Source organism: Actinobacillus porcitonsillarum, from assembly GCF_003101015.1.
Lineage (GTDB): Bacteria > Pseudomonadota > Gammaproteobacteria > Enterobacterales > Pasteurellaceae > Haemophilus_A > Haemophilus_A porcitonsillarum.
On sequence record NZ_CP029206.1, the window covers coordinates 566939 to 580831 of the forward strand.

The 13893-nt window shown below is 41.1% G+C and carries 8 protein-coding genes; 5 read left to right on the forward strand and 3 right to left on the reverse strand.

Features of this window, described 5'->3' with window-relative positions; genetic code table 11:
- The first annotated feature begins 6 nt into the window (after nucleotides 1-6).
- The 3 genes from DDU33_RS02930 (at nucleotide 7) to DDU33_RS02940 (ending at nucleotide 5539) form a co-directional block, all read left to right on the forward strand.
- The gene (locus DDU33_RS02930) at nucleotides 7-3267 is read left to right on the forward strand and encodes a type I restriction endonuclease subunit R (protein WP_108923054.1); all 3261 of its coding nucleotides are present in this window, start codon (nucleotides 7-9) and stop codon (nucleotides 3265-3267) included.
- Complete coding sequence (locus DDU33_RS02935; protein WP_108923056.1) at nucleotides 3260-3973, forward strand: M48 family metallopeptidase; 714 nt, start codon at nucleotides 3260-3262, stop codon at nucleotides 3971-3973. The genes DDU33_RS02930 and DDU33_RS02935 overlap by 8 nt, the downstream gene beginning before the upstream one ends.
- A gap of 138 nt (nucleotides 3974-4111) precedes the next feature.
- The gene (locus tag DDU33_RS02940) at nucleotides 4112-5539 is read left to right on the forward strand and encodes an ATP-binding protein (RefSeq protein ID WP_244175330.1); all 1428 of its coding nucleotides are present in this window, start codon (nucleotides 4112-4114) and stop codon (nucleotides 5537-5539) included.
- On the opposite strand, the gene DDU33_RS02945 is transcribed toward DDU33_RS02940, so the two are convergent.
- On the reverse strand, nucleotides 5483-6457 hold the full coding sequence (locus DDU33_RS02945; protein WP_012478345.1) for an IS30-like element ISApl1 family transposase: 975 nt from the start codon (nucleotides 6455-6457) through the stop codon (nucleotides 5483-5485). The genes DDU33_RS02940 and DDU33_RS02945 overlap by 57 nt on opposite strands.
- An 81-nt stretch (nucleotides 6458-6538) precedes the next feature.
- Nucleotides 6539-8413: a hypothetical protein gene (locus tag DDU33_RS02950; RefSeq protein ID WP_244175331.1), complete on the reverse strand. Its 1875-nt coding sequence runs from the start codon at nucleotides 8411-8413 to the stop codon at nucleotides 6539-6541.
- A gap of 142 nt (nucleotides 8414-8555) precedes the next feature.
- On the opposite strand from DDU33_RS02950, the gene DDU33_RS02955 reads away from it, so the two are divergent.
- Nucleotides 8556-9530, forward strand: a complete 975-nt coding sequence (locus tag DDU33_RS02955) for an IS30-like element ISApl1 family transposase (RefSeq protein ID WP_012478345.1) — start codon at nucleotides 8556-8558, stop codon at nucleotides 9528-9530.
- Nucleotides 9493-10425, forward strand: coding sequence for a hypothetical protein (locus DDU33_RS02960; RefSeq protein WP_244175332.1), 933 nt, complete (start codon nucleotides 9493-9495; stop codon nucleotides 10423-10425). Before DDU33_RS02955 ends, DDU33_RS02960 begins: the two co-directional genes overlap by 38 nt.
- A gap of 395 nt (nucleotides 10426-10820) precedes the next feature.
- Here the strand turns inward: DDU33_RS02960 and DDU33_RS02970 are convergent, their stop codons facing one another.
- Nucleotides 10821-13892, reverse strand: coding sequence for an efflux RND transporter permease subunit (locus DDU33_RS02970; RefSeq protein WP_108923058.1), 3072 nt, complete (start codon nucleotides 13890-13892; stop codon nucleotides 10821-10823).
- Nucleotide 13893 lies beyond the last annotated feature (1 nt).

The following is a 13893-nucleotide window of genomic DNA, read 5'->3' on the forward strand; positions in this document are numbered from 1 at the left end:
TTTTTTATGTTTTATGTCCCAAAATCCCTCGAAAAACACACCTCCAAACTCCCAGCCATTCTGTTGTTACACAATCTTGGCTGGCAGTATCTTTCTCCTAAACAAGCCTTAGCTTATCGTGGGGGGAAGGCGGTGAGTGTGGTGTTGGACGTGGTGTTGCGGGAGGTGTTGAGCCAACGTTCGATTTCCTATCTTGGGCAAGAGCGTGCTTTGTCGGCGAAGGCGGTGGATAACTTGGTGGCAGAGCTGACTAGCCCGAAGTTAAACGAAAGTTTGGTGGGGGCGAATGAGCATTTTTATAATCATCTGTTATACGGCATTACCGTTACCGAGTTTATTGACGGTAAGAAAATCAGTTGCACCGTGCCGATTATTGACTGGGAAAATCCTGAAAACAATCAGTTTCATTTTACCGAAGAATTTAGCGTGGAGAATACTAACGGCTCATCGCTGCGTACGCCTGATTTAGTCTGTTTTGTCAATGGCTTGCCGTTGGTGGTGATTGAAGCCAAACGCCCAGACGGCAAACCGAAAAGTACCATTGAAGAAGGCATTTCTCAACATTTACGCAATCAACGCCCTGCCGAAATTCCCCACCTTTTTGCCTATGCCCAACTGTTGTTAGCCGTTAATGGTTATGACGGACGTTACGCCACTTGTGCGACCCCTGCCAAATTTTGGGCGGCGTGGCGTGAAGAAGAACAATCCGAGTTGGAAATGAGCCAACTCAAAAATCTTGCTATTTCTGCCGAAAATCTGACCGCTCTTTTGCCAAAATCTGACGATCAGGCTTGGTATCAACAGCTCACCGCTCAGGGAAAATTAGCCGTAACAGGGCAAGACAGCTTGCTGATTAGCCTGTTACGCAAAGATCGTTTGTTTGAGATGATCCGCTATTTCAGTTTGTTTGATCGCAAATCGCACAGCCGCATTATCGCCCGTTATCCGCAAGTGTTTGGGGTGAAACGCTTAATTGAACGGGTAATGTCGCAAAGCGAAAAAGGGGCGAGAAACGGCGGCGTAATTTGGCACACCACAGGTTCGGGCAAGTCGTTTACGATGGTCTTTTTCTCGAAAGCCTTATTGCTCCACCCTGCCCTAAAACAGTGCCGAATTATAGTGGTAACGGATCGGGTGGATTTAGAACATCAGTTGAGCAGCACTTTTTATAACAGCGGCGAACTGGCGACCAAGCGAGATCGTAAAAATGCAATGGCGACCACTGGCAAGCGATTAGCCGAGCAAATCGGTTCCGGCAATGAACGCATTATTTTTTCGTTAATGCAGAAATTTAACACGGCGATTAACCAAGCGGAATGTTTTAATCCGAGTGCGAATATTATTGTGTTGATTGATGAAGGACATCGCACCCAAGGCGGTGAAAATCATATGGCAATGCGGCGAGCCTTGCCTAATGCGGCTTTTGTTGCTTTTACTGGCACGCCGTTGTTAAAAGACGATGAAACCACACAAAAATTTGGCAACATCATTCACGCTTATACGATGCAACGTGCGGTGGAAGATAAAGCGGTAACGCCACTGCTTTATGAAGAGCGGATCCCTGAATTGTCGGTGAATGAACAGGCGATTGATAACTGGTTTGAGCGGATCACCAAGTCGTTAAACGAAGGGCAAAAAACGGATTTAAAACGTAAATTCTCGCGTAAAGGGCAGATTTATCAAGCTGATGACCGTATTCATTTAATCGCTTTAGATATTGCGGAACATTTGGCGAATAAAATTCCGCAAGGCTTAAAAGGTCAGCTGGCGTGCGAAAGCAAAGCGACAGCAATTCGTTATCAGCGGTATTTGGACGAGATCGGGCTGTTTGAAAGTGCGGTGGTGATCAGCCCGCCTGACAGCCGTGAAGGAAATACGCAGCTTGATGAACAAGCAAGTGATGAAGTGGTGCGTTGGTGGGCAGCCAACGTGCAGGGCGATGAAGAACGTTACACGCAACAAGTGTTAAGTCGTTTTGCCGATCCTGAAAGTCCGTTGCGTTTGTTAATTGTGGTGGATAAGTTACTCACGGGCTTTGATGAGCCGAGCAATGCGGTGTTGTATATTGATAAGCCGTTAAAACAGCATAACCTTATTCAAGCAATTGCACGGGTAAACCGCTTGCATAAACAAAAAGAGTACGGACTGTTGGTGGATTATCGGGGCATTTTAAAAGAGCTGGACACAACGATTGCCAAATACCAAGATTTAGCCAACCGAACGCAAGGCGGTTATGCCACTGAGGATTTGGCTGGGCTTTATCGCTCAATGCAAAGCGAATATCTGCGTTTGCCGAGTTTGTATCAAGCGCTTTGGGCGATATTTGCCGAGGTTGAAAATAAAATGGATCTTGAGCAACTTCGCCGCCAGCTCATTCCAACTATGCAATTCGACCCAACAAGCGGCTTGTTTTTCGATAAAAACAGCAAAATACGCGATGATTTTTACCGAGCTTTAACTGCCTTTAACCGCTGTTTACAGGTAGCATTGCAGTCTGAAACCTTTTATCAAGACAAAAACTTTACCGATGCTGACCGCACTTTATATAAAAACACCGCCGCCTTTTTTGCCCAACTACGCCGCTTGGCACAACAGGACGCCGGCGAGCAAGTGGATTATCGCGAATATGCCCATCAAGTTGAGCAATTAATCAATAAGCACGTTGTTGCCTTAGGCGTAAAAGAAGCAGACGGCATTTATGCGGTCAATAAAATGGGCAAAACGGAATATCAAACGTGGAACGACACCAAAACACGCAACGAAGCCGATAAAATTCGCTCTCGTATTGCTCGTAGCCTTGAGATTGATTTTGACAACGATCCTTATGCCAAAGCCCGTTTTTCCGAATTATTGCAACAAGCCATTGAAGAAGCTGAAGCCTTGTTCGACCACCCGATAAAACAGTATCTGCTGTTTAAAGAATTTGAAGAACAAATGGCAGAACGTAAATTGCCCGATATTCCCGACCGTTTTGGCGGCAACTATGCGGCACAAGCCTATTTCGGTGTATTTAAAACAGTTTTACCTGAAACCCTATCGCAAGGTGAAGGTTTTTGGGTAGATTTGGCATTTGAGATCGATCAGGCGGTTTTACGCTGTTTAAGCGAACATTCCATCAACCTTGAACAAGTGGAAAAAGACATTCGCAAGCAGTTACTGCCGATGATATTTAAAATCTGCCAAGCCAACGGCAGCGGTATGTTACAAGCCAAAGAGATTGTCGAACGGATAGTACAAATTGTGCGAGTTGGGCGTTCAAATGGATAAGTTTGATCGGATTATCATTCCTTATGGCGACCAGCATTTTACCGTTCGCTTAATAAAGAATGCCAAATATAAACGGCTACGCCTAACCGTGCAACCCACGGGCGACATCATTGCTTATGCGCCGCCACAAGCGGTCAGAAATGAGCTTATTTTTGCTATCAGCAAACAAAGTCAGTGGATTGCCGACCAGTTACAATTTTTTCAACAAAACCCACCGCTTGTTGAACGGCAATATATCAGTGGCGAAAGCCACCGCTACCTAGGGCGACAATATCTGTTAAAGGTATATGAAACGCCAAATAACCCCAACCAAGTCCGCTTATGGCGTGGGCAGTTGGAAGTGTCTGTGCGAGAAAAAACGGCACGACAAGTTCAACAATGTTTGGATAACTGGTATCGACAAAAAGCCAAACAGATTTTTGCCGAACGTTTAAATTGGCTGCTACCGCAAACCTTTTGGGTCACAACAAACCCTCACATCCGTTTACGCACAATGAAAACCCGTTGGGGAAGTTGCTCCGTTCAAGGCTCACTATGCCTTAATCCCCACCTAATCAAAGCCCCGAAAGAGTGCATTGATTATGTGATTTTGCACGAACTCTGCCACTTCGCCGAACACAACCACAGCGAACGTTTTTACCGCCTAATGGGGCAAGTGATGCCACAGTGGAAGGAAGTGAAGACGAGGCTGGATAGGGTGGGTTAAGGCAAGCGGTGGGATTTTGAAAGAAATTTGCAAACTACGAGCTAGCCCTATTTGGAAAGGAATATTGCAAATAACTTGAAATATACTTAAGGATCCTCATATTTATAAAATAGAAAATTCGATTAGAGTAATATAAAAATGTCTATCAGATGGGAAAATATCAAACCTTTAAAAGGTTCTCAAAATAATGCTTTTGAAGAACTGGTGTGCCAATTAGCACGCCAAGAATTTCAATCACAAGGGAAATTTACCAGAATTTCTGCTCCTGATGGTGGTATTGAAGCAATGTGTGAATTCTCAGATGGTTCGTTATATGGATGGCAAGCCAAATATTTTTTGAGTTCATTTTCATCATCACAATGGCAGCAAATTGAAGATTCTTTTAAAGAATCTTTAAAAAACTACCCAAACCTTACAAAATATTATGTTTGTGTCGCAACTGATAGAGCAAATGCCAATATATCAGGAAACAAATCCTTTTTTGTTAAATGGGAGGAACAGGTCCAAAAATGGAAAGAATTCGCTCAATCACAAGGTCGTGAAATAGAATTTGAATTTTGGGGAAGTTTTGAGTTATCTAATTTATTATCAAAACCAGAAAATGCAGGTAAAAAATTCTTTTGGTTTAATGAAAATGAATTATCGGATAAATGGTTTGAACAATACAATCAACAAGCTATTAGCAATCTTGGCGTTCGTTATACACCAGAAATCAATGTTGATTTACCCATTGCAATACAATTAGAAAGTTTGGCACGAACAGAGAGTTTTAAAGAAAATTTTGGAAACCAATTTAGCCAATTATTAATAGATGTTAAATCACAATATCAATCTTTATATCGTAATGAAGAGTTAAGTCAGTATTTTGAACCTGTATATGAGCTTTTAATTGAAAAACTTAATTTATCAACAATTGATGATTTAGAAATAATCATTGATATTGATTTATTAATTCAGAAAATCAATGAGTTGATAATACATTTTGAAGATTTCTCTAAAAATCATTTAAATAAAGAAGAAAAAAACAATAATGACTATTACTATTTCAGAAAATTAATCAATGGATTAGAAGATATTATTCAACTATTAAATTCATCTGAATTGTCATTATTCAATGGCAAAGTGCTTGTTTTAACTGGTCAAGCTGGTAGTGGTAAATCTCATTTATTAGGAGATTTTGTCCAAAAGAGTCAAGATTCTGGAAGATATGCTTTATTGTTATTAGGTCAAGATTTTACTGAAAAATCTAATGTTTGGAGCCAAATTTTTAAACAGTTAAATCTTAACAATACAACGCCCGATGTTTTTTTGTCAGCTTTGAATAGCATAGGCGAAATGCAGAAAGAACGGGTTATTTTAGCTATAGATGCTTTAAATGAAGGTGAAGGAAAATCTTTATGGAATAATCAACTCAATGGATTGATTGAGTTGGTAAATCAATATCCAAATATTGGATTGGTTCTTAGTGTACGAGATAGTTACCAAAAAATTATTTTTAATCTTGAATTGTCAAACCAAGTGCAACGATTTTTTGAAGTAAACTTCATAAGGTGTTTTCCAACCTAAACATTTACGTGGTCGTAAATTCAGTTTATTGATCACCTGTTGAATATCAACTTCGCTCCACTGATTGATGTCTTGGTGCTTCGGAAAGTATTCACGAAGTAACCCATTTGTATTTTCATTCGTTCCCCGTGTCCACGGTTGATGCGGCTCGGGGAAGTAAAATTCTACACCCAGTGCTTCTGTTACCAAACGATGTTGGGCAAATTCTTTACCACGGTCTGGCGTAATTGACCGCAATATATGTGAATCCAGCAATTCAATCATGGCTTTTTGGACTGCTTCGGCTTTTTTGGCAGGAATTTTCTTCACCAACTCAAAACGACTTTTGCGTTCCGTCAGCGTCAGCAAACAAGCTCCACCCGCTTTACCCAGTACGGTATCGGCTTCCCAATGTCCAAAGCGACTGCGATTTTGCGCCGAAATGGGACGGTCGTTCAAATGGTTGGATATCTGAATTTTGCCACGTTTTTCATGATGATTTTTTGTATGCCGTGTTTTGCCTTTGTGGCGCAGTTTGCGACTGGCTTTGCGTTCGCCTATATCAAACAACCCTGAATAAATACCACGATAAATGGTTGAATAACTAATGGATAATTCAGATTTTTCCAATTTTAATCGTGCGCTGATTTGTTCGGGCGACCAGTTTTCTGTCAGAAACTTTTCTTGCACCAAATTGAAATATTCAGGCTGCTCTAATTTGCGCTGTGCTTTGCTATTTTGACGATGCTTCAAATAGCTGTTTTGTGCGTTCGTTGCACTGTAGCTTTCTAGAGCGTGTCGTTTCAGCTCGCGAGAAATGGTGCTGGAGCTACGTCCCAGTGCTTTGGCAATTTCTGCTTGTTTTTTGCCCTGTGCGAGTAAAATCATTATCTTTTCTCGCTCGTTTATTGTAAGATGTCGGTAGGAAGTACTCATCATTTGGAAGTGGTTTTTGTGTGGAAACAAAATTATATTCTAGTTGATGAGTACTTCTTTTTTTGTTGCACTTGGATTGTAAATTCAGCGTAAATAAAAATTATCTAAATTTATTATATAGTTAAGCTCTGATTTACCATTATAGCTATCAACAAAAGCAGGAAAATTATCCATTACTCTTGCCAAAATTTCGTATAAAGCCAACCATTGATATTTTTTACCAATTCGCTCAATTTTACCAGTATCGTCTCTTCGCCAATGTCTTGAACGGCTTTCCTTATCAAATTTAAGGTGCTTTTCATCATCATAGCCAAATTGCTCAAAAATCATTTGGCACGCATAATTGCTTAATAAATCAACATCAACAATATTACCCAGTTTATAACTTTTCCATCGACGAAACTTAGCTTCAAAAGTGTATCTGCCAAAATCACCATAACCGCAAATACCACGACCATACTCCGTTGTCATTGAATATATAATCGTTTTTTGTCCATCAGAATGATACTTTTCATCAATCTCTTCATTTGTTGGTAAAACATCAGGAAAAGAACTTCTGTATGGTGGTGTTATTCTTGCTCTGATTAAATCAATATCATTCGATGAATAATTATCTTTTTGTAAAGAAAATTCAATAATATGACGAGCATAATCACGAACCAAAACATTGGGATAGATTTCTTCTGTTTCAGGTTTATTAAATATTTGATAGTCTATCTCTAATGCAAGTGCTTTTAAATAAGATATATTTTCTGAATATACAACAGCCCCATGAATGGCAGATAAAATACCTTCCATCACATAAGGATCATTAACTGCATTAAATTCTTTAAATAATTCTAATGCAATGTCTAATCTATTCCATAATAAATGAGCTAGCGCATTGATATACTTATTTCTACTTTGTTTGTCAGTAGAAGTAAATAACCAACTTACAGCGATCGCACCCAACAATAATGCTTCTGGTTCAATATTTTCTTGACCACTTGATTTATGACACCAAATCAATAACCTATCTATTGCTGGGCATTGATAAGAATTTAACACAATAAAAGCAGTCCAAACCGCATCTCTATTTGCTAAAGAAAAAGAATGTAGTTTGTTATGCAAATATCTTATATTTAATGGATGGCCAATTTCAGTAGCTAATTGATATAAAACATCAGTCCAAGTTGCTTGATTAAAATATTGATGATTATTCAGAAAGTGTTGCAATTTGGGCATGTTGATTGTTTCAGGTAGTCTCCAAAAGAGATTTTCCACAATAATTTCAAACCAACCCCAATCTTTTGAGCAATCAAGCACTTCAAAGATTTCAAAATCAAATCGTTCGGGTAATAATACACTCAACGCTTCCCAAAATCCCTTGTCATAACCAACTCTGTTACATAGGGCTTTCCCTTGTTCGGTATTTAGCCATTGAATAAAATCATCTTGATTGTGAATGTTTTGCAATATCAAGTTAGCTTTTTGGTAATCTCCAATTCTTTCATAGTTAAAATAAACATATTCTTTATCTTTACCATAATAAGCATTTTTACTGATAACATTTTCTTTAATTAAGTAATCAAGAAATCTTTTGGCATCTGATTCTGCAATATCTTCTATTAACTCATCACGAACTTTTCTCTTGGCTGTAAGATAATCCAGGCTATATTTATCTTCTTCCAATTGTAATTTTGCAATTACATTGATTGCTCTTTGCACTAAGTTTGAGCCAATATCTTGTTCAATTTGTTCGCAGATACGTTTTTCAACACCCTCCAAATAAGATTTTATAATGTAATTAAATCCTTTATGACCTTTTGGAACACAAAATTCCCCTTGAAATTTTAAAGATTCACAAAATAATTTTAAATACAATGGGTTAGAAAATTCTGGATTAAGCAATGGTACGCTAGGTAATTGTAAGCCGTAGTAGGGGAAAAATATTTGAATGGCTTCAAACTCATTATCCATAAATCCTGTATGCTTGATATAACATAATTTATCTTTATTTTTTGTATTTAATTGATGCTGAATTTACAATCCAAGTGCAACAAAAAAAGAAGTACTCATCAACTAGAATATAATTTTGTTTCCACACAAAAACCACTTCCAAATGATGAGTACTTCCTACCGACATCTTACAATAAACGAGCGAGAAAAGATAATGATTTTACTCGCACAGGGCAAAAAACAAGCAGAAATTGCCAAAGCACTGGGACGTAGCTCCAGCACCATTTCTCGCGAGCTGAAACGACACGCTCTAGAAAGCTACAGTGCAACGAACGCACAAAACAGCTATTTGAAGCATCGTCAAAATAGCAAAGCACAGCGCAAATTAGAGCAGCCTGAATATTTCAATTTGGTGCAAGAAAAGTTTCTGACAGAAAACTGGTCGCCCGAACAAATCAGCGCACGATTAAAATTGGAAAAATCTGAATTATCCATTAGTTATTCAACCATTTATCGTGGTATTTATTCAGGGTTGTTTGATATAGGCGAACGCAAAGCCAGTCGCAAACTGCGCCACAAAGGCAAAACACGGCATACAAAAAATCATCATGAAAAACGTGGCAAAATTCAGATATCCAACCATTTGAACGACCGTCCCATTTCGGCGCAAAATCGCAGTCGCTTTGGACATTGGGAAGCCGATACCGTACTGGGTAAAGCGGGTGGAGCTTGTTTGCTGACGCTGACGGAACGCAAAAGTCGTTTTGAGTTGGTGAAGAAAATTCCTGCCAAAAAAGCCGAAGCAGTCCAAAAAGCCATGATTGAATTGCTGGATTCACATATATTGCGGTCAATTACGCCAGACCGTGGTAAAGAATTTGCCCAACATCGTTTGGTAACAGAAGCACTGGGTGTAGAATTTTACTTCCCCGAGCCGCATCAACCGTGGACACGGGGAACGAATGAAAATACAAATGGGTTACTTCGTGAATACTTTCCGAAGCACCAAGACATCAATCAGTGGAGCGAAGTTGATATTCAACAGGTGATCAATAAACTGAATTTACGACCACGTAAATGTTTAGGTTGGAAAACACCTTATGAAGTTTACTTCAAAAAATCGTTGCACTTGGTTTGACAATTCAAGACCAAAAACCCAAATTAAAATTTCACCACCAACCAGAACCCATTTATTTTCTCAATACCAAAATCAAGAACAATGTCAAACCAAACATTATTTTACTATTCAAGATGATGAATTGATTGATGATTGGGTTAAGGCTAATGATTTTCCTAATATTGAAAATTTGCTGGAATTGACGATTAATGGTGAAAAATGGCTTGTTTTGGAAAGACACGATGATTTTCGTGAAATAGCAAAATTTGGGCAAAAAGAAACTTATGATATTCAGAAATGGGTGCAAATACGTAGTTATTTAGTTAAAGCATATCAATATTCAAAAGCCAAAACTTGGTTGGAACAGCAAAATTTTATGGGAAGATGGATGCCAGAAGGTAAAGAATATTATGGGACTAATATTAATCAATTTTTTATTGAAAATATCTCCAATAAATGTAAATGGCAAGAAATTTCTAGATATAAAGATATTGAACCACCTTTATTTAAAGTGATACCTAGTGTAGATTCACATATTTGGGAATCTACTTATGGTAATGATGGTATTTCATTTTATGCACCTACTCCAATAATTTATCACGGAATGAAAATGCAAAATTCCATTAAAGATGGTTACTGGGTTGATTCACAAAATAATTTAATTTGTTTTAATCCTCAGATAAATGATAAGTTTCAAAATAGTTTATTGGTTAGAAAGGATGAATTCTTAAATTTCTTAAAAGAACATAAACTAAAATTGATTTGGACAGTTTTGGGAGAGAAACATGCTTATACACAAAGCAAATTTTTACAAGAGCTTTCGGGAGTTTATTATCTACATGGTGAAAATCAACAAGTAAAAGGTAAGGTTTCAAGCACTATTCAAGAGATCTCACACTGGGGGGCTGGATTTTAGATTTGGTGGAAATAGCAATATTTCATCGTATGTATAAACCACTCAAGTATTAGGTACTCAGCGTAAAGATTGGAAGTCTTTAACTCCAAAGCTGTTTATCATTATACTAATTTTGCTAACTAAAATAATGGGGCAAATATGATTTGCCCCTAGGCTTGCTACTCTTCTCTTCAATAAGTTACTGCTATTGCCCAAACACCTTCCAAAACGGAACAACCTCAATGATTTTCCCATCTACAATCATCTTATCTTCCTGATCAAAAGTGATAATCATGCCTTGTCCAAAATGGAAGAAATTCATTGCGTCAATAAATCCATCACGTTCACGAGCGATATTTTCCGCACTGAGTTGCCAGCTAAGAAACTCGCAAAATTCTACCGCACTTTTTACGCTATCACTCCGCTTTCGCCCTATCTTCCACCGTCACCGATGTCAATTTAGCCAATTTCGGGGCGAGGTATTCTCGTAGGTCGTCCATTAAGGAATAAACCACAGGCACGAACACTAGGCTCAATAAGGTTGAGGCGGTTAAGCCGCAGATAACGGCGATTGCCATTGGAGCGCGAAATGCCGCACCTGCACCGCTGGCGAACACGGCGGGAACCATACCTGCGACCATTGCGATGGTGGTCATTAAAATTGGACGAACACGTTCTGCGCCTGATTGAATAAGGGCTTGATGGCGTGCCATTCCTTGTTGGCGTTTTTCAATCACGAAGTCCACCAGCAAAATAGAGTTTTTGGTTACGATACCCATTAACATCAAAATGCCGATAACAGAAGACATATCCAACGCCGCACCGTAGGAGAGCAAGCCGACTGCCGCACCGCCGATGGACAGCGGAAGTGCGGTTAAAATCGTCAGCGGTTGCAAAAAGTCTTTGAACAATAACACCAGTACCAATAGCACCATTACCACGCCAGCTGCCATTGCAAAGCCGAATTGGCTGAACATTTCGTCCATCATTTCCGCATCGCCCGATGATGGCACACGCACGCCGTCAGGCAGGTTTTGCATTATCGGCAGTTCGTTGATTTGCGATAATGCGGTGCCGATGGTTTGCCCTAAGGCTAAATCCGCGTCCACTGCAATGCCGCGTTCACGGTCGAAACGTTCTAAACTTGCCGAACCTGCCCCAAATTGAATATCGGCAACGGTATTCAATGGCACGGTGCCGCCATTGCTGCTTGCCACCCGCAGCTGGCGAATGACTTCGGGCTGGTTGCGTTCGTTTTCCGCCAGCGTAACCCGAATAGGAATTTGGCGGTCGGGTAAATTAAAGCGTGCCGCATTGCCGTCCGTGCTGCCTAGCGTTGCAATTTGTAGCAAATTTCCCACCGCTTGTGGGCTAACACCTACTTTTGCCGCCTCGTCCGCACGCAATTTGACTTGCACTTCGGGTTTCATCAGCGGTGCGTTAATCTGCACATTTTCAACGGTGGATAAACCTTGCATTTGCTGTTTCAGTTCATTTGCCGTCTGCTGAAGTTTGATAGGGTCATTGCCGGTCAGCAAAATCGACACATCTCGTGCTGCCATTTCGTTGCGGAAAGTAATCCGCACGTCCGCAAATTGTTTCAAGGTTTCTCGCAATTTGTCTTCAAATTCCTTTTGCGAAATCGACCGCACTTGGTGGGGTTTCAGGCGAATAAGCACTTCACCCTTGTTGATTTCGCTGGAACCTGCAGTGGTAAACACCAGCGCTACTTCGTCATATTGGCGAATAGTGCGGTCAATTTTTTGCAAGATTTCATCGGTTTGTGCCAACGTGCTGCTTGGCGGCAGCATAACGTCTAACTGGCTCATTCCCGTATCGCCTTTCGGCACAAAGCCTGTGGGCAACTGTGGCAAAATCATTGCCGATGCCAACAAAAACACACCACCGAGCAATAATGTGGTTTTGCGAAAATGCAAGGCTTTTGCCAACAGCGTTAAGTAGGCTTTTTTCAGCCTGCTTGAAGAGGTTGTCGCAGATGTTTGAGCGGCAGTCGGTTGCAACAAATAGGCAGCCAACAAAGGCGTTGCCAAGCGAGCCACCAGCAAGGAACTCAACACTGCCACAGCCACCGTAATGCCAAACTGCCCGAAATACTGCCCGGTCATACCGTCAATAAAACTCACGGGCAAAAACACCGCCACAATACTTGCCGTAATCGCCACCACCGCCAAACCAATGGCATCAGACGCATCTAAGGCAGCCCTAAACGGTCGTTTGCCTTGATGAATGTGGGTTTCAATGTTTTCAATTTCAACAATGGCATCGTCCACCAAAATCCCAATCACCAAAGTAATGGCTAACAGCGAAATGCTATTGAGCGTATAGCCAAGCAGTTGCATTATCCAAAAGGCAGGCAAAATCGAAAGCGGCAAGGCAATCGCCGCCACCAAAGTCGCACGCCAATTTCGCAAAAACAGCCACACCACCAACACCGTCAATGCCGCACCTTCCAACAGGGTAGCAATCGCCACATCGTAGTTCTCTTTGGTGGTATTCACCGAATTATGCACTTCCGTAATCTGAATATCGGGATAATTGGCTGCCAACCTTTGCAACGCTTGTTGAACGCCTTTTTCCACCGCCGTATCGCTTGAGCCTTTGGAACGGAATACCTGAAAGCCCAACACTTCACGCCCATTCAAACGCGTACGGCTACGAACATCGGCGTGGCTGTCGCTAATGGTCGCCAACTCCGCCAATTTGACTTTACGATAATCGCTCAACGCAATGGGTAAATTAGCCAAATCCGCAAAACTTGGCTGACTGCCCACCACACGAATGGATTGCTCTTGGTCAAACCATTGCATACGCCCGGCAGGCACATTGGCATTGGTTTGTGCCAGTTGCTGGCTCACCTGTTCGGCAGTAATGCCCAACGCATCAAGCTTTGCCGATTGCAACGCCACACGCACTTCACGCTTTTCACCGCCAAGCCGTTTCACTTGCTGCACGCCATTGACCGCCAACAACTCACGGCTCACCGCATCATCAATAAACCAAGACAGCTCCGTTTGGTTCATATTCGGTGACTGCACCGCATAATAGCCCAACGCACCGCCTTCCGTATCCATTCGCTCCACCACAGGATTATCAATGTTTTGCGGCAAATTGCCCCGAATTTGCGTAATGGCATTTCGCACATCATTCACCGCCCGATCCGTGTCTGTTTCCAACCGAAATTCCACCGCCGTGACCGATGAACCTTCGGTAATGGTCGAAGTAATATGCCGCACCCCAGCCATTCCCGCTACCGCATCTTCCACACGGCGGGTAACGGTATTTTCCAATTCATCTGCCGACGCCCCCGTTTGCGTCACCGTAATATTCACCATCGGAAACCGCATATCAGGATCCGCATTTATCGGCAAGCCTTGAAAAGCACGAATACCAAGCACGGTTAAAAGCAAAAACAACACAATAATTGGGATTGGATGACGAATAGCCCAAGAGGAAATTTTGAAATTCATA

Excerpts from the sequence above, each read along its gene's own strand:
- DDU33_RS02970 (WP_108923058.1), bottom strand. The coding sequence starts at position 13,892 with ATGAATTTCAAAATTTCCTCTTGGGCTATTCGTCATCCAATCCCAATT.
- DDU33_RS02940 (WP_244175330.1), top strand. The coding sequence starts at position 4,112 with ATGTCTATCAGATGGGAAAATATCAAACCTTTAAAAGGTTCTCAAAAT.
- DDU33_RS02930 (WP_108923054.1), top strand. The coding sequence starts at position 7 with ATGTTTTATGTCCCAAAATCCCTCGAAAAACACACCTCCAAACTCCCA.
- DDU33_RS02935 (WP_108923056.1), top strand. The coding sequence starts at position 3,260 with ATGGATAAGTTTGATCGGATTATCATTCCTTATGGCGACCAGCATTTT.
- DDU33_RS02960 (WP_244175332.1), top strand. The coding sequence starts at position 9,493 with ATGAAGTTTACTTCAAAAAATCGTTGCACTTGGTTTGACAATTCAAGA.
- DDU33_RS02955 (WP_012478345.1), top strand. The coding sequence starts at position 8,556 with ATGATGAGTACTTCCTACCGACATCTTACAATAAACGAGCGAGAAAAG.
- DDU33_RS02950 (WP_244175331.1), bottom strand. The coding sequence starts at position 8,413 with ATGGATAATGAGTTTGAAGCCATTCAAATATTTTTCCCCTACTACGGC.
- DDU33_RS02945 (WP_012478345.1), bottom strand. The coding sequence starts at position 6,457 with ATGATGAGTACTTCCTACCGACATCTTACAATAAACGAGCGAGAAAAG.